Here is a 16230-nt window from a genome sequence, read left to right as displayed (position 1 = left end):
GGCGGCAGCGCGTAGCGCTGTGCCGAAGCTCTTTCGTGCTGAACCAGTGTCCTCAGCGTTTTCGGGCGGCGGACCGTGCGCGATCCAAGCCCGATTAGGTGTTTGAGGGCACTCTTTAGGCGAGTGCCGCCTGTGACGAGAGGACTACCCAAATTGCGTGTGACCGTGGGCCGTGACGAGCTGCTTTCTTTGCTTACTTTCTTTGCAGCAGCAAAGAAAGTGAGTGCCGCCCCGCACAGGGGCAACGCTAATAGACCGCCACGAAAACGGGATCCGGCGAAAAGAAACGAAACGCCAAACCCAGCTTTGCAGCGGCAAAGAAAGTAGGCGCCGCCCCGCACGGGGGCCGTGCCAATAGACCGACGCGATAACGGGATCCGGCAACAACAAGAAAACCGAAGGCCCCCAACCCGCCGGGGGCAAAAACAAAGGCTCAAGCCGCCTTCAACAACCCATGCGGATCGATAACAAACTTCCTCGGCGCTCCGCCATCAAACTTCCGATACCCATCCGGCGCTTCATCGAGCGAAACCACCGTCACATTGACGATATCGGCAATCGGTAACCGATCCCACAAAATTGCCTGCATCAGATTGCGGTTGTACTTCATGACCGGCGTCTGCCCCGTATGGAACGAATGCGACTTCGCCCAGCCCAGGCCGAAGCGAATGCTCAAACTCCCCTTCCTCGCCGCAGCATCGACCGCACCGGGATCGTCAGTCACGTAAAGACCCGGAATCCCGATCGCGCCCGCCGCCTTCGTAATCTCCATCAGCGAATTGAGCACCGTCGCGGGCGCTTCGTGACCGGCATCGCTGCCGTGACCGTGCGCTTCGAAACCCACGCAATCGACCGCGCAATCCACTTCCGGCTTGCCGAGAATCTGCTCGATCTGCTCGCCGAGCGTCGCATCCTTCGACAGGTTGATCGTCTCGAAGCCCATCGCGCGCGCATGCGCAAGACGCTCCTCGTTCATGTCGCCGACGATCGTGCAAGCCGCGCCCAGCAAGCGCGCCGACGCAGCCGCCGCCATCCCGACCGGCCCCGCGCCCGCGATATACACCGTCGAGCCCGGCCCCACGCCCGCCATCACCGCGCCGTGGTAACCCGTCGGAAGAATGTCGGAGAGGCAAGTCAGATCGCGGATCTTGGACATCGCCTGCGCTTTGTCGGGAAACTTCAGCAGATTGAAGTCCGCGTACGGCACCATCACGTATTCCGCCTGACCGCCGATCCAGCCGCCCATGTCGACATAGCCATACGCGCCGCCCGCACGCGACGGATTCACGTTCAGGCACACGCCCGTATGCTGCGCCTTGCACGTCGGACAACGGCCGCACGCGACGTTGAATGGCACCGAAACCAGATCGCCGATGGCAAGCGTCTCGACATCGCGCCCCACTTCGATCACTTCGCCCGTAATCTCATGGCCGAGCACGAGGCCGACTTCCGCTGTCGTGCGGCCGCGCACCATATGCTGATCCGAGCCGCAAATGTTCGTGCTGACGACCCTCAGAATGACGCCGTGGCCGATGTCCCGCCCGCGTGGATCGACCATCTTCGGATAGTCGATGGATTGCACTTCGACCTTGCCCTGCCCCAGATACACGACGCCGCGATTGCTGCTCATTGATCGTCTCCTTGTTTCGTGGACGGCATGCGCGAACCATCCGACCGATGACCGCGCCCGTGCAACGAGGGTAGCGCTCTCGCGACGCCGCGACTCGCACTCAATGCGACGCACGTTTGACTGAAACCGACATCGCGCGCAGAAAACCTTTCGACCCGGTTTTTATTGATTGACCGTTCAAAATAAAAAAAATAGTATCTGCGCACATCGTCAGTCACGAAAAGACCATGCCCAAGCTCGGAATGCGCGATATCCGCCGCGCGCAACTCATCGACGCCACGTTGCATACCATCGACCAATCGGGACTTTCCGGCGCGACGCTCGCTTCGGTCGCGCAGCGCGCGAGCACGTCGACGGGCATCGTCAGCCATTACTTCGGCGACAAGGACGGTCTGCTCGAAGCCACGATGCGCCATGTGCTGCGCTCGCTATGGCAAGGCACGTCGCGCCGCCGCAAAGCCGCGAAGCCCGATCCGCGATCGAAACTGCGCGCGGTCGTCGCGGCGAATTTCGATGTGGAACAGGTGAACGGGCCCGTCATGAAAACCTGGCTCGCGTTCTGGTCGGAAAGCATGCACAAGCCGGAATTGCGCCGGCTGCAGCGCGTGAACACGCGGCGTCTGCATTCGAACCTGTGCGCGGATTTCGCGCGTGCCTTGACGAAGCCCGCCGCGCGCCGCGCCGCAAGCGGCCTCGCCGCGCTGATCGACGGCCTGTGGCTGCGCGGCGCGCTGGCCGGCGAGCCGTTCGACACGAAGGGCGCGCTGCGGCTCGCTTACGAATACATCGACCTCGTGCTGGAAGCGCACGGCTGATTAATCACATTCAAGGAAAGGAGCGCGACATGTCCGCATTCGGAGAGCAACGGCTTTATATCGGCGGCGAATACGTCGATGCGACGAGCGGCGAAACCTTCGACACGCTCGATCCCGCGACCGGCGAAACGCTCGCGCGCGTGCAGCGGGCGTCGCAGGCGGATATCGATCGCGCGGTGAAATCGGCGCGCGAAGGCCAGCGCGAATGGGCCGCGATGACCGCGATGCAGCGCTCGCGCATCCTGCGCCGCGCGGTCGATCTGCTGCGCGCGCGCAACGACGAACTCGCCGCGATCGAAACACGCGATACCGGCAAGCCGATCGCGGAGACGCGCGCCGTCGATATCGTCACGGGCGCGGATGTCATCGAGTATTACGCGGGGCTCGCGACGGCCATCGAAGGTGAGCAGATTCCGCTGCGCGAATCGTCGTTCGTTTATACGCGGCGCGAACCGATCGGCGTTTGCGCGGGCATCGGCGCGTGGAATTATCCGATTCAGATCGCGTGCTGGAAATCCGCGCCCGCGCTCGCGGCGGGCAACGCGATGATCTTCAAGCCGAGCGAAATCACGCCGCTGACTGCGTCGAAGCTCGCGGAAATCTATACGGAAGCGGGCGTGCCCGCGGGCGTCTTCAATGTCGTGCATGGCGACGGACGCGTAGGCGCGATGCTCGCGGAACATGCGGGCATCGAGAAGATATCGTTCACGGGCGGCGTCGAAACCGGCAAGAAAGTGATGGCGCGCGCGGGCGGATCGACGCTCAAGGAAGTGACGATGGAACTCGGCGGCAAGTCGCCGCTCATCGTATTCGACGACGCCAACCTCGAACGCGCCGCCGATATCGCAATGAGCGCGAACTTCTTCAGTTCCGGACAGGTATGCACGAACGGCACGCGCGTGTTCGTCGAACGCGGTGTCATCGGCAAGTTCGAAGCGCTCGTGATGGAGCGCGTGGAGCGCATTCGCATCGGCGCGCCCGATGATCCGCGGACGAATTTCGGGCCGCTGGCGAGCGCCGCGCAGTTGCAGAAGGTGCTGACGTATATCGAGAGCGGCAAGCGCGAAGGCGCGCGGCTCGTCGCGGGCGGTGGGCGCATGACCGACGGCGCATTCGCGCGCGGCCAGTACGTCGAGCCGACCGTGTTCGCTGATTGCCGCGACGACATGCGCATCGTGCGCGAAGAAATTTTCGGGCCTGTGATGAGCATCCTCGCGTTCGATGACGAAGACGAAGTCATCGCGCGCGCCAACGATACTGACTACGGCCTCGCGGCGGGCGTCGTGACGGAGAACCTGTCGCGCGCGCATCGCGTGATTCATCGGCTCGAAGCGGGCATCTGCTGGATCAATACGTGGGGAGAGTCGCCGGCGGAAATGCCCGTCGGCGGATACAAGCAATCGGGCGTCGGGCGCGAGAACGGCATCGTCACGCTGAGCGCCTTTACGCGCATAAAGTCCGTGCAGGTCGAGCTCGGTCCCTATCAGCCTGTGTTTTAAGGAGCATGTGCGATGAGCGCGAACGAATACGATTACATCATCGTCGGTGCGGGATCGGCGGGCAACGTGCTCGCGTCGCGTCTCACGGAAGACGAAGACGTGACGGTGCTGCTGCTCGAAGCGGGCGGGCCGGATTATCGCTTCGACTTTCGCACGCAGATGCCTGCGGCGCTGGCTTATCCGCTGCAAGGGCGGCGATACAACTGGGCGTATGAAACCGAGCCCGAGCCGCATATGAACAACCGTCGGATGGAGTGCGGGCGCGGCAAGGGGCTGGGCGGATCGTCGCTGATCAACGGCATGTGTTATATCCGCGGCAATGCGCTCGATTACGACAACTGGGCGTCGATGCCCGGTCTCGAGAACTGGAGTTATCTCGACTGTCTGCCGTATTTCCGCAAAGCGGAGACGCGCGATATCGGACCGAATGCGTATCACGGCGGCGATGGTCCCGTGCATGTGACGACGAGCAAGCCCGGCAACAATCCGCTTTTCGCCGCGATGGTCGAGGCGGGCGTGCAGGCGGGTTATCCGCGTACCGAGGATCTCAACGGTTATCAGCAGGAAGGCTTCGGTCCGATGGATCGCACCGTGACCGCGAAGGGACGTCGTGCGAGCACGGCGCGCGGATATCTGGATCGCGTGAAGCATCGTGCCGGGTTGACCATCGTGACGCATGCGATCACGGATCGCGTGTTGTTCTCGGGTAAGCGGGCTATCGGCGTTGCTTATCTGCATGGCGGGCAGCGCGTGACGGCGCATGTGCGGCGCGAAGTGCTCGTGTGCAGCGGCGCGATTGCATCGCCTCAGTTGTTGCAGCGCTCGGGCGTCGGACGGTCTGACTGGCTGAACGAGTTGGAGATTCCAGTCGTGCATGATCTGCCGGGCGTCGGTGAGAACTTGCAGGATCATCTCGAGATGTACATGCAGTACGAATGCAAGGAGCCGGTGTCCTTATATCCGGCGCTGCAGTGGTGGAATCAGCCGGCGATCGGGCTCGAATGGATGCTGAACGGGACGGGCATCGGCGCGAGCAATCAGTTCGAAGCGGGCGGCTTCATCCGCACGCGCGACGAGGATCTTTGGCCGAACATCCAGTACCACTTTCTTCCGGTCGCGATCAATTACAACGGCTCGAATCCTATAAAGATGCATGGGTTCCAGGCGCATGTCGGATCGATGCGCTCGCCGAGTCGGGGGCGCGTGAAGCTCAAGTCGCGCGATCCGAACGCGCATCCGAGCATTCTTTTCAACTACATGGCCGATCCGCTCGACTGGCGTGAGTTTCGCGATGCCATTCGGATTACGCGCGAGATCATGCGGCAGCCGGCGCTCGCGCGATATCGCGGGCGGGAGTTGCATCCGTCGGATGATCTGCAAAGCGATGCGGAACTCGATGCGTTCGTGAGGGCGAAGGCGGAGACGGCTTTTCACCCTTCGTGCTCGTGCAAGATGGGTTATGACGATATGGCTGTCGTCGACGGCGAAGGACGCGTGCATGGGATGGAAGGATTGCGCGTCGTGGATGCGTCGATCATGCCGCAGATTACGACCGGGAATCTCAATGCGCCGACGATCATGTTGGCGGAGAAGATTGCGGATCGGATTAGAGGCGTTGCTGCGTTGGGGCGGGCGGAGACGGCTTATTTCGTGGCGCGGGGGAAACGGGCGCGGGAGGTGGTGGGGGCGAAGGGGGGGTTGGTGGGGGTTTGAGGTGGGAGCTCCGCTTGGGCGGAGGAAACGATCTGATCGTGCAGCAGCCGGGAGTCGGCGACGGGCTATCTGCGCGTGAGCGGAGGAACCGCTTCGAAGAGATCCGGATCGGCTTCCCTGCGCGGTCTATCTCCGCGCGGGCGGAGGAACCGCGACTGCGGCCGGCGTCGTCTTGCCGGGAAAGGGTCTATCTCCGCGCGCGCGGAGGAACCTGCGCGGCCTGAACCGATGTATGAATACGGCAAGGTCTATCTCCGCGCGCGCGGAGGAACCGCCAAGTCGTGATGACGCGCAAGTGCAACCAGAGGTCTATCTCCGCGCGCGCGGAGGAACCATTTCGATAAAGCCTTCAATAATCGCTTCATAGGGTCTATCTCCGCGCGCGCGGAGGAACCCTCCGAAACAGCTTCCTGACGCAGCCCTGTTGAGGTCTATCTCCGCGCGCGCGGAGGAACCGCCACAAGCGAGGCGCGCGCGCTTCCCTTCTTCGGTCTATCTCCGCGCGCGCGGAGGAACCTTGCGCCAGCGCGCGAAGAAGCGCGCACCCGAGGGTCTATCTCCGCGCGCGGAGGAACCCGTGCCACGCGCGATGGTCTGGATCTTCTTCAGGGGTCTATCTCCGCGCGCGCGGAGGAACCAGGATTTCGACCGCTTCCTTCTTCCAGAAGCAGGGTCTATCTCCGCGCGCGCGGAGGAACCTGTCGGTCTCCATTTGCCTTAGCGGTGCGCTCGGGTCTATCTCCGCGCGCGCGGAGGAACCCGGGTCTCCGCGCTCTAGCACTCTTAAAGATCGGGTCTATCTCCGCGCGCGCGGAGGAACCAGCGTGAGCAGATGTGGCTTGCGATGCGGATCAGGTCTATCTCCGCGCGCGCGGAGGAACCCTGCGTCGGCGTGACCACGCCGGCCTGCACGAGGGTCTATCTCCGCGCGCGCGGAGGAACCATCACGCCTTCACCGAGATACACCGCCATATGGGGTCTATCTCCGCGCGCGCGGAGGAACCTCTGCCTCGTAACACCATGATCCCAAAGAGGAATCCCCCAAACCGATCCATTCTCAAATCCCTAATTTTCAAAGAACAAAACGCCCCTACCCCGCCAACATCCGCCGCACGACATACATCCCATCAACATCGACAAGCTCGCGCGGCGGCTCACCAAGATGCGCGATCCCGATGCCGCCGGCCGCATCCAAATCCCGCCAAACCATCACGACGCTACCGCGCGGCTCATGTCCATGCCACTCGGCAAGCACCGACCACGTTCTCTCGCGAACGCCCTTGTTCATGCGCGGCGCCACATAGACACCCGCCGACACCTCCAGCATCACCGACGCCAGAAACCCGCGAAACCGGTCCGCGACGTCAGACGTCACCACCACGACCAGCGCCATCATTGTCCTCCAGCGTCTCATCCAGACGCAGCACCTGCTTCACGCGATCGATCATCGCGGGAATGACAGCCTTCTTCCGAAAGACGCGCGGCGCCTCGCGCCGCACGAGTCGGTCGATGGTGTGATCGCTCCGTCCGGCCTCTTTAGCAGCGGCGAATGCGATCGAAAGCGTGATGTCATCGCGAAAAAGATCGGCGATATCGAGCACGAACGCTTGCCCCGAATCCTGGTGAATGAACCCGAGCTGCGGTATCGCCGCAAGCGCCTGCACGGCGATGGCAGCCGCCGCCTGCACCGCCGTCGCCGCATGATTGATCGCCTGATTGGGCAGATCGGCGGCCTCGGGATTCGCGCGGTCGTAACGACGTCCGTCCCACTCGATGCCAAACTGCTGCGCCCGCAGCCGATAGATGGTCTTGACCCGCGCGCCCTCGATGCCGCGCAGCGTATCGAGATCGCGATGCGGCAGCACCTCGCCCAAACGCAACGCGTACATATGCCGCGCGACGCTCAGACGCCGTCGGGAATTGCCCCACAACTCCGCCTGCCGCCGCGCGACGCTCGAACGGTCCGGCATCAAAGGCGGCGCGGTGTAAGTACGCACGCCATCGACGCCAACCGCCGCGAGCAACGTACCGTGACGCGCGAGCAGACGCAGCGCATCGTGCGTCACGCTGCTGCCGGGACCGAGCAGAATCATCGACACCGACTGATGCGGAATCTGATCAACGTGCTGTCCGCTCGTGAAGTGCAGACATCCGTCGATCACGTTCAGCTCGCCGCGTTCGAGCCACAAAAGGCCATGTCGATCCGCGTGCGGAACGCGCGATGTATCGAGTCCGAGCCGGCCCTTCAGCACGGCCTTCTCGCGCGACTCACACCGAAACCGACGCCGGCTTGAGCAGCAACATCCCGAACCCGAACGCGCGATGACGCCCGACGCCGCGCATCAGCAATCGCGCGAACGCCTCCGTGTCCTCGACGCGCAGATGACCGCTGAACGTAGCATCCGGACCGATGCTCGTGCGCGGCTGGCGTCGTCCGGCGGGTGGTTGGCTTGTCGCTTGGGTCAGCCGCATCACGGGCGTGAGTTGAAAACGCGTCATGCGCGCTTCGATCAGTTTCGCGGCTCCGGTCGCCCCGAATTGCTCGGCGAGCCATCGCACATAGACAGCCTCGCGTGTCAGATCTTTTTCGTCCTCCCTCCGCGCTTCGGGCTCGCGATACGCATCGCGCTCGGTCCCGTGCTTTCGGTCGTCCTTCTTGAAACGACGCATCGGCCGCACGCGGACTTCGAAACCCAGCGCGCGGCCCCCGTCCCATCGCAGCGGAAACGCGCGCACGCCGAGACCGGGACTTCTCGGCCCTGCGTCGAGGCCGAGCGCATCCGCCAGATCGGGCGCCGCGCACAACGCAACGGCCTCGCGCAGTTCTTCGGCTGAACTTTGCGTATAGGCGAGCAGACCAGCGCGTGCATCGCGATAGTAAAAGGGCTTCGGCACGCGTTCGCCGAACACGCGATGGAGCGCCGCATGCAATGCGTAGCCGAAATCGCCGCCCGCCGGCAGCCCGCCTTGCCGTGAAGCCCACAACACGAACTTGCGCGGATCGGGCTGACAGTGCATCAGATTGAACGTTGTCATGCGGCTCGTTCCGACGAATTCATTTGGCTTCCCGAGGCAATCACTTGCGGCTCGCTGCCTTCGAGCACGCGCCGCCATCCACCGTGCACGCCGGTTTTCCAGTTGCGTTCGTCGCAGACGTCGAGCGATTGGTAGTGTTGAAATGCGCCTTGGCCTTCGGGCAACTGAAAGCGGAAATCGCACAGTTCGGACGCGGGCGCACGTTTGAGCGCGTCGAGCAGATCATCGGCGTCGATCATGTCGACGAACACGCGCGTCGTCGGCAGACAAGGCTTTCGGCCGATGAAAAGCGGACGCTTCGGTCGATCGAGCGCATCAGCAATGTCATCGAGCGCCGGTTGCTCGTCCGCGGGTTCGAGCCGGATGGCGACGAGCGCATCGAGTCCCGCGTGATACTCGCGATGGCGCAAGTGTGGGCTCTTGTACGAATCCTCGTCGCCCCGACGCGTCTCGGGCGCGCCGCGCGTCGTCCATGCCTCGTCGCGTTTGCCGAGCTGCGCCGTCTGAAAATCGACAAGCCGCGCGCCGCTGGCGTCGAGCCGCGTGCCCATCACCAGGCGCGCCTGCAAGCGGTCGTGCGAAGGGAAGTCGCTGCGATCGTAGCCGAGCGCATTGGCGATCAGCCCCGTCACCATCGACAAAGCCGGGAAGTCACGGATCACGCCGTGACTGTCGATCGTTTCGCCACCGAACGACACGAGTGGAGCGCGCAAGCGCATCAGCAGATGTCGCGGCATCTCAAGCTCCTTCGACGATGCGATTCTGTACCCACTTGCCAAGTTCGACGAGCGACAGACGTTGGGCCTTCGGCATCGGCGTTTCGTCGTCGAGCGCGAGATACCGCCGATCCAGCGGTGCGCCATACGCCGCATCGTGCTTTTCGATTTCCCGCGCGAGTTGCCTGATCGCTTGCTCGCGGATGTTTCCGCCCTTCAGCTTCAAGGCCGTTTCGAACGCGCCCGCGAGACTGCGCGGCTGCCAATCGCCCGTTTCGACAAGCATCAGGCTCGCGTGACCGAACGGCGCGGTCGATCCGCGCTTCGCGCCTGGACTGACGGTCGCGATCAGATGCAACAGGCTGTCGACGACCCGTCCCGCCAGTTCACGCCGCTCGGGATGCGCGTCGAAGCACTCGGCAATGCCGATGCCTTCGAGATTCGCGACGAGCTGCGGCACATCCACGACCACATAGCCGTAGTAAAGACCCGACGCAAGCTCCGTGTCGAAGATGCCCGCGGAGCCGCGTTCGCCGGTCTCGCGCAGCAGATCGTCGACGACGGTGAAATAGTCGTTCTCGACCTGAGCTTCGTGGACAGTGAACGCGTGCGCGACGTACACGGCGGCATCCCGCGATGCAAGCACATCCGATGTGACCATGCGGCCGAAGAGCGACGCTTCCAGACCGCTGCCGTGCTTGAGCGCTTCGATATTCGACTTCTCGTCCTTCAAGAAACGCTCGACCGCTGACGTCAAAGCCTTTTCGTCCGGACATTCCTGCGTCAGCGACGTGCAACGCTGCACCAGATAGTCGATTTCCGCCTTACCAAGCAATACAGCCTGACCGGTTTCCAGCGCATCCTTTCCTTTGAGTTTCTTGCCGCCCTTATCAAGCAGGCCCGCGTCACGCAACGTTTCGGCTGCGGTCTGAGCGAGATTCTCAGGGACGTTCAACTTGATCAGCTCGTCGCGAATCATCGTTAGCGTGATGCGCGAGCGAATCGCCATCGGTACGCCGAGCCGCGCGAGCGAATGATGATCGTCCGCCATGCGCCAGTGACGTTTGAGACACTGCGACGAAATGCGCGTGCGGATGGCATCGCCCACCGGGAGACGTTTGGCGAGTCCTGCATCGTCACGGTTGAGAAGCGCGGCAGAGTAGCTTTGCAGCGTGTGAATCTGAATGAAGCGCGGCTGAGTCATGTTCGTCCTTCTGTTGCTGATTGAGTGGGCGTGATCGGGCGATTGGCGGTCGTGGCTTGTTTGAGCGTCAAGCTTTGGCGCTCGCGTGGTCATGAACGAACCTGATGCGCAACGCTTCCGCGCGGCGTTTTCCCCTGGAATCCTCCGCGCTCTCATTGAGGACGAACGTGCCAAGATCAGCCCAGTTCGGCTTGACCTTCCTGCTTTCCATCAAGCGAAGAACGCGCTGCAAGAGCGGGAAGAATGCGTCGCCGCGCGAGTTGAATAGCCTCGTCACGCGAGCATCGGACACATGCGCGCGCCGCAATTGAACGCCGAATCGCGCGTTCACCTTTTCCTCGCCATTCTCCGGGACGTGGTGGCCCGTCAGCGCGATGCCGTTCACAATCACGGCCCACCGCTTCCAGCGCTCGACGCTCATTTGCTGGCAGTCCACCTTCGCACGATGCAATGCGCGCGTGAGCGCCGCGATCTGCTGCACGGTCAGCGCATCGGCATCCGGATTGAGACGCTTGAGCGCGACGTAGTCCGCTTTCAAGGCGCCTTCGCCTTGTTTGCCCGCATCGATGAAACGGGCGAGCGCTTGCGCCTGGTAGCCGAAGACACGCGATCCTTCTCGCGCAATGCCGTCAATTTGATTCATCTAAAACCTCCTCGAACGATTCGGGTTGCGTCGCTCTGCGTGCTTCATCGCGCTGCTTCAACACGCGAGCGATTCGCGGCGGCGCCTTTCCGAACCGCAACCCGAGATGAAAACGCGAGAGCGCCGCACCGCGCGCGCGATAGACACGTTCCGCGCTGCGCGGGCCCGCGACGAATGCCTGCTCCAGCACCGCCGCGGCACGATCGACGAGTGCGAGGAGCCATTGGTCGTGCTCCGCTTCTCCATCGGCGGCTTCGATCTCGTTGCTGAGATCGTCGAAGAAACGGCGGTCTTCGCCCTGCTCGAACGCTCTCGCGAAATGGTTGGCTTTGTTCTTCGTGTCATCGCTGACGTTCTGGTCGCCGTTGCCCAAGAGCGCGCACAAGGCGCCCCAAAGCGTCTTGCGGACGTCATCGATTGCCCGGATGCGCTCTTCCGCCGCTTCTTCGATCACATTGCTTTCTTGCCGCAGCAGCAAGCCACGCGTCTTCTCCCGGATGGGAATGCGCCGTTCGTGATATCCCTCGGTCTTTCCCTTACCGCGCGCGATGCCTTGCGCGAGAATGAACAGCCCTTCTTTCCCGTCGTCTTCCAATAACTCCCGCGCGATAGTCGGCTTGTATTTGGTCGAGAACGCGAGCTTGGTCGCGAGCTTGTAGTCGAAACCCCGCGGGGTGATCGAAAGCGCCTTGCCCTCGACTACATTGATCGGCGTCCACGCGTCGCCAGTCACGCCGCAACGTTCGTTCGCAGCGATACGCACGACCTTGCTGCCCGTGGCGATCGCGTTGAGCGCATCGTGCTGGACCTGCAATCGGACGCGCCGGCAAACTTCGATGTAGAAGGGATCGAGTTCGGAGAACGAGAGACTGCTGTCGCCCTCCCAACGCTGAAGCCACACGAGTGCGACGCCGCCGTTTTCCTTCAGCGCGTGTTCCTTGACGATTGCCTCGCGGTTCCGAAGCAGTACCTGCACATCGCGCGTCCAGCGCTTTCCCCATCGCCCGACCGGTACCACACCGACCGCGGGGCGACTGGCGAAGCCGCCGTTCATTCGCGATATGCCGTAGTTGCCCGCGCCAAGAAAGCCCTCTTGCGTCTGCAAGCTGACGAGCGCATAGATCCAGTCCTCCGCCTCCGCATGAAGCATGCGATGGCCTTTCAGATCGTGATTTCTCGATGTCACCAGCATATCGAGCGCATCCGGCGTTGCGATTCGCTTCTTCCACGTAAGCGACGTTCCGCGTCCGCACGGCGGCTGCATGAATGCGGGACGATCGTCCGGTGTCACGAGCGCGAACGCTGCGCCGTCGCCATCGTCCGGCGTCAAAGCAAGCAGGGCTGCGCGCCAGTCGGCGGCGGTTGCGAACGGTGTCTTTCGATTCGCGTTGTAAAGCGCGATGGCCGCGAGTTGCACAAGAAACGCATGCCACGGATGTCGTTGATGTGGACGCAGCGCGGGAAATGCACACACTTCGTCATGATTGAACGCGACGAATAGTTCTGGCAACGTCGCGTGCCGTTCCTGTCCGTGGCTGGTGCGATAGCGAATCAGCGCGTGATCCAGCAAACTGAATTGGATGGTCATGGAAAGCCGTCAACTCTTGCGTGGGCCGATCTTCTCGACGCCGAACCGCCTATACGAATAACGCGCCGCGCCCAAGTCAAACTCGAAACCGCCGTCGTCGCGACGATGATGGAAATTGGCGTGGCGTCCGCGTCAAGCCCGTTCGGCAGCATGTGAAAGCGCATCGCGATTTGACGCACGTCTTCGCCAAAGGGTCCGAGTTCGGGTGGGTCGAATTCCACGAGCTTGTCAACCGCGCCGAGACGCGTTGCAATGCGTTCTTCGCCTTCTGGGAATGCGAGCTTGGCGAAAGCCGCGTCGTAGGGAAGCGCATGAAGCCGCGCGATGGTTCGCTCCGCACCCTTGCCGCCTTCGAGTTGCTGCGCCTGTTGCTCCCAAGCTGCACCAAGCTCCTGTTGTATCGAACGCAGGCAATCGGGATGCGTCGCGCGTTCGACCAGTTCGCGATTCTCGAGCGGAATCATACGGCTCGGCTTCTCGGAGATAAGACGACGCGTCGCTTCGATCATGCGCAGATCGGGATAGACGCCTCCGCCATTTTTCAGCCGTCCAAGACCATTGCGCGGGGCGTCGAGGCACGCTTCGAAGGAACCGCTCTCGGGTATCAGCACCCATGCGCGAGCCCGCTCGAAGCCATCCGGCCTTCGATCTTTCCCTTCGCGCTTGTGACGATGCAGACGGCCGATGCGCTGCAACAGCACGTCCATCGGACAGATATCCGTGATGAGCATGTCCGCGTCGATATCGAGACTTTGTTCGAGCGTCTGTGTGCCGACAACAATGCACGCGTGGACGCCATTGCGGATCTTGCCCATGCGTTCCTCGACGCGCGCATCGAGACGCGGTCGGTCCTGTCGGCTAAAGCGACTGTGATGCAGCGTCGGCACGCCATCGATATCGAATAGCCATGCGCGATCGCCGGATGCGTTCACCAATGCTTCTACCGCCTTTTGCGTCGCGATCGCGGCTGGAACCGTATTGCGGACGATGAGCACGCGCGCACCTTGTTTCGCGGCGTCGAAGGCGAGTCGGGCGACGCGCGCATGGTCGTCGATTGCGTTGAGGGTTTGCCAGTGGATCGTCTTGGGCTCGCCCGACGCCCGCAATTTCTTGATGCTCGTACCGTCCGTTAGCGCTGGGTACTCCGCATCCGCGGCTGTTTCGATCCCCGGCGCGCTGACATGCTTGCCGCCGTTTGCAATGCTCTGGAACCGCGCGCGCTGGCTTGAACCGAGCGTCGCGGACAGCAGCAGAGCATGTCCGCCCGTTGTACGATGGGCTTCCAGGAGTTGTTCGAGCACTTGCGACATGTAGGTATCGGACGCGTGGACTTCATCGACGACCAGCAAGGACCGGCAAAGTGCTGCATGACGCAGATGGGCATGTCGCACTTGCAGGGCCGCGAGCAAAGCCTGGTCGATGGTGCCGACGGCGATCGTCGCCGCGAGAAAGCGCTTCGACGACTCGGCTGCCCAGCGCTGATGCGCCTTGGTTTCGTCGGGATGATCGGACCATAAGACCTTGAAGTCCGGCAACGCCGACTTTTCATTGCCATCCGCGCTTTCATAGCCCGGCAAGGCGCTCACAGTGACCGGCGCATACGTTGGCCAGAGACGCGCGACGAACTTGCGGACACGCTCATAGACCTGCGTGGCGGCCACGCGCGTAGGCAGCGCGAAGTAAAGCGAATCGACCTTGCCCGCCTCGAAGAGCTTCGCGAAGCGCCAGAGCGCCGCTTCCGTCTTGCCGCTGCCGGTTTCAGATTCGAGTACGAGAAGTGGACCGAGTCCTTCCTCGCCTAACGCGCTTTGAGTGGCGTGCGGCGCTTCTATGCCGAAGGCGGACTGGAAAGAGAATCCATCTCGGATCAACTGTGCGCGCAGTGCCGATGTTTCCAATCCGATTGCGCCCACGGCTCTCGACGCGCGCTCAAGTGCGGCTTGCAGCGTTCGGGCGGAGCCCGGTTCGCTGTACTCGAAGAAACGCGTATCGGAGCCTAGCCAATCGGCCAGTTGCACGAGACCCGCAAACAGATGAACGAACGACGGCGTGGACGGCAGCGGTTCACCGCCCGAAGCAAACGCGAGTGGGAAATGCCGACGCAACGCATCGCCGATTTGCTTCAGCGCGTTTGCGGGACGGTAGATTTCGTGCCCCGAAGCGTCGCGCACGGGACGCCATATCAGCGGGTCGACTCCTTTTGGCTCGGGGATGGGACGACCGTGGTGGCCGAGGCTTGCATGCAAGAGCTCATCGACGCCGCCCGCCCAGTTCGACATCGCCTCGATGGGCAATCCTGCAAGCAGTGCTTCATCGCAGCTGAACGCGTAGAGTGCTTCGGAGCCATGTCCCGCCTTCTGCGGCCATTCGCGCGGTGCCGGGCCCTTCCAGCGCTTCGCCTGAAAGCCGCTGTTGGCTTTACCAACGTCATGCAGATAAGTGAGCGCGGCAAGCCGCTCGATGTCCTGCTCGCTCAATGCTCGGCCAGCGGTCGACGTCAAAGCATCGCGGATTCGCCCGCACCGCGCAATTGCCATGAAACATGCGGCCACATCCAGCATGTGATCGCATAGCGGATGAAATGGCGAGTGCTCGTCGCCGTCGCGCGGCCGCTTGCCCCACGCGATGCAGGTATCGTTTTTGGTGGCCTCGGTTTGCATGTGCTGCCGCCGATAAGTATTCTTTGCGCGTTCGTCATTTATTTTGGATACCTATCTTTTACGGAAGATTTGCTTTCGCCGCCATACGAATTGGCTTAATTCTTTGCTGCGCGACCGAACAGCGTTACCGCAGAACATTCCGTTCGAAAATCCGACGTTTGACAGCAGCAGGACTGATAGCCATACTCTCCGCGGCTCGGTCGGCTCGAGACAACGAATCGGTCGTTTGTTCTTTCAAATCATGAAGATAGTGTGTAGAGGTTCCTCCGCGTCCGCGGAGATAGACCGTCGAGCGCATCTGCAACCGTCTAGATGCGAACGGTTCCTCCGCGTCCGCGGAGATAGACCCGTACATCGGCGCGCACCGCCGCTTTCCCAAAGGGTTCCTCCGCGTCCGCGGAGATAGACCCCAAGCCACAGAGGGAACGGCCGCCGGCAATCTGGTTCCTCCGCGTCCGCGGAGATAGACCCGCGAATATCGCGTGGCCCGCGTGGTATCTGCAGGTTCCTCCGCGTCCGCGGAGATAGACCTCCACGCTTGGAAATATTGGGGCTCCTGCCCTGGGCTCCTCCGCGTCCGCGGAGATAGACCCGCACAGCGAATCGTCGGCGACGCGCGCGGACTGGTTCCTCCGCGTCCGCGGAGATAGACGTTCCCGAGCCTGCATATTGCTGCGCTGCCTCGGGGTTCCTCCGCGTCCGCGGAGATAGACCCCTTGCCTGAGC

At 62.5% G+C, this 16230-nt stretch carries 12 protein-coding genes and 3 CRISPR repeat arrays (1 of these 15 cut by a window edge); of the genes, 3 read left to right on the top strand and 9 right to left on the bottom strand.

Annotation, left to right across the window (positions count from 1 at the left end; genetic code table 11):
* Nucleotides 1-433 precede the first annotated feature (433 nt).
* Nucleotides 434-1630, bottom strand: a complete 1197-nt coding sequence (fdhA, locus tag NCS03_RS14155) for a formaldehyde dehydrogenase, glutathione-independent (protein ID WP_008354157.1) — start codon at nt 1628-1630, stop codon at nt 434-436.
* Between the two features lie 227 nt (nt 1631-1857).
* Here fdhA and betI point away from each other — a divergent pair, with 227 nt between their 5' ends.
* From betI to betA, 3 genes are read left to right on the top strand one after another with little or no spacing between them, the layout of a single operon-like run.
* On the top strand, nt 1858-2445 hold the full coding sequence (betI, locus tag NCS03_RS14150; protein WP_008354158.1) for a transcriptional regulator BetI: 588 nt from the start codon (nt 1858-1860) through the stop codon (nt 2443-2445).
* Between the two features lie 29 nt (nt 2446-2474).
* The gene (gene betB, locus NCS03_RS14145) at nt 2475-3944 is read left to right on the top strand and encodes a betaine-aldehyde dehydrogenase (protein WP_250529292.1); all 1470 of its coding nucleotides are present in this window, start codon (nt 2475-2477) and stop codon (nt 3942-3944) included.
* 12 nt (nt 3945-3956) lie between these two features.
* On the top strand, nt 3957-5657 hold the full coding sequence (gene betA, locus NCS03_RS14140) for a choline dehydrogenase (RefSeq protein ID WP_250529291.1): 1701 nt from the start codon (nt 3957-3959) through the stop codon (nt 5655-5657).
* Between the two features lie 62 nt (nt 5658-5719).
* Nucleotides 5720-6174: a CRISPR direct-repeat array (repeat unit 28 nt; unit sequence GGTCTATCTCCGCGCGCGCGGAGGAACC).
* Nucleotides 6175-6266: 92 nt separating this feature from the next.
* Nucleotides 6267-6661: a CRISPR direct-repeat array (repeat unit 28 nt; unit sequence GGTCTATCTCCGCGCGCGCGGAGGAACC).
* 86 nt (nt 6662-6747) lie between these two features.
* Here the strand turns inward: betA and cas2e are convergent.
* From cas2e to cas3, 8 genes are all read right to left on the bottom strand, one after another.
* On the bottom strand, nt 6748-7053 hold the full coding sequence (gene cas2e / locus NCS03_RS14135) for a type I-E CRISPR-associated endoribonuclease Cas2e (RefSeq protein ID WP_250529290.1): 306 nt from the start codon (nt 7051-7053) through the stop codon (nt 6748-6750).
* On the bottom strand, nt 7022-7909 hold the full coding sequence (cas1e, locus tag NCS03_RS14130) for a type I-E CRISPR-associated endonuclease Cas1e (protein WP_250529289.1): 888 nt from the start codon (nt 7907-7909) through the stop codon (nt 7022-7024). The genes cas2e and cas1e overlap by 32 nt, the downstream gene beginning before the upstream one ends.
* Before the next feature lie 16 nt (nt 7910-7925).
* Complete coding sequence (cas6e, locus tag NCS03_RS14125; RefSeq protein WP_250529288.1) at nt 7926-8693, bottom strand: type I-E CRISPR-associated protein Cas6/Cse3/CasE; 768 nt, start codon at nt 8691-8693, stop codon at nt 7926-7928.
* Entirely contained in the window at nt 8690-9430 is a 741-nt protein-coding gene (gene cas5e / locus NCS03_RS14120) for a type I-E CRISPR-associated protein Cas5/CasD (RefSeq protein WP_250529287.1), read from the bottom strand. The genes cas6e and cas5e overlap by 4 nt, the downstream gene beginning before the upstream one ends.
* A 1-nt stretch (nt 9431) precedes the next feature.
* Nucleotides 9432-10613: a type I-E CRISPR-associated protein Cas7/Cse4/CasC gene (gene cas7e, locus NCS03_RS14115; RefSeq protein ID WP_250529286.1), complete on the bottom strand. Its 1182-nt coding sequence runs from the start codon at nt 10611-10613 to the stop codon at nt 9432-9434.
* A 67-nt stretch (nt 10614-10680) separates the two neighbouring features.
* Nucleotides 10681-11256 (bottom strand): type I-E CRISPR-associated protein Cse2/CasB, encoded by a 576-nt coding sequence (gene casB, locus NCS03_RS14110; protein ID WP_250529285.1) that lies wholly within the window; start codon nt 11254-11256, stop codon nt 10681-10683.
* Nucleotides 11243-12844 carry a type I-E CRISPR-associated protein Cse1/CasA gene (locus NCS03_RS14105; RefSeq protein WP_250529284.1) on the bottom strand — a complete coding sequence of 534 codons (1602 nt, stop codon included), beginning with the start codon at nt 12842-12844 and terminating at the stop codon, nt 11243-11245. Before NCS03_RS14105 ends, casB begins: the two co-directional genes overlap by 14 nt.
* Nucleotides 12841-15504, bottom strand: a complete 2664-nt coding sequence (gene cas3 / locus NCS03_RS14100) for a CRISPR-associated helicase Cas3' (protein WP_250529283.1) — start codon at nt 15502-15504, stop codon at nt 12841-12843. The genes NCS03_RS14105 and cas3 overlap by 4 nt, the downstream gene beginning before the upstream one ends.
* A 259-nt stretch (nt 15505-15763) precedes the next feature.
* Nucleotides 15764-16230: direct repeats of the CRISPR family, unit length 28 nt; unit sequence GGTTCCTCCGCGTCCGCGGAGATAGACC (it continues 293 nt past the right edge of the window).

Origin of the sequence: Caballeronia sp. ATUFL_F1_KS4A, assembly GCF_023630905.1 — a bacterium.
GTDB classification, from domain to species: Bacteria; Pseudomonadota; Gammaproteobacteria; order Burkholderiales; family Burkholderiaceae; genus Caballeronia; species Caballeronia zhejiangensis.
The sequence above is the reverse complement of the archived record's forward strand: the minus strand, read 5'-3'. Positions and strand labels throughout refer to the sequence as shown.

Excerpts from the sequence above, each read along its gene's own strand:
- fdhA (WP_008354157.1), bottom strand. The coding sequence starts at position 1,630 with ATGAGCAGCAATCGCGGCGTCGTGTATCTGGGGCAGGGCAAGGTCGAA.
- betI (WP_008354158.1), top strand. The coding sequence starts at position 1,858 with ATGCCCAAGCTCGGAATGCGCGATATCCGCCGCGCGCAACTCATCGAC.
- betB (WP_250529292.1), top strand. The coding sequence starts at position 2,475 with ATGTCCGCATTCGGAGAGCAACGGCTTTATATCGGCGGCGAATACGTC.
- betA (WP_250529291.1), top strand. The coding sequence starts at position 3,957 with ATGAGCGCGAACGAATACGATTACATCATCGTCGGTGCGGGATCGGCG.
- cas2e (WP_250529290.1), bottom strand. The coding sequence starts at position 7,053 with ATGATGGCGCTGGTCGTGGTGGTGACGTCTGACGTCGCGGACCGGTTT.
- cas6e (WP_250529288.1), bottom strand. The coding sequence starts at position 8,693 with ATGACAACGTTCAATCTGATGCACTGTCAGCCCGATCCGCGCAAGTTC.
- cas5e (WP_250529287.1), bottom strand. The coding sequence starts at position 9,430 with ATGCCGCGACATCTGCTGATGCGCTTGCGCGCTCCACTCGTGTCGTTC.
- cas7e (WP_250529286.1), bottom strand. The coding sequence starts at position 10,613 with ATGACTCAGCCGCGCTTCATTCAGATTCACACGCTGCAAAGCTACTCT.
- casB (WP_250529285.1), bottom strand. The coding sequence starts at position 11,256 with ATGAATCAAATTGACGGCATTGCGCGAGAAGGATCGCGTGTCTTCGGC.
- NCS03_RS14105 (WP_250529284.1), bottom strand. The coding sequence starts at position 12,844 with ATGACCATCCAATTCAGTTTGCTGGATCACGCGCTGATTCGCTATCGC.
- cas3 (WP_250529283.1), bottom strand. The coding sequence starts at position 15,504 with ATGCAAACCGAGGCCACCAAAAACGATACCTGCATCGCGTGGGGCAAG.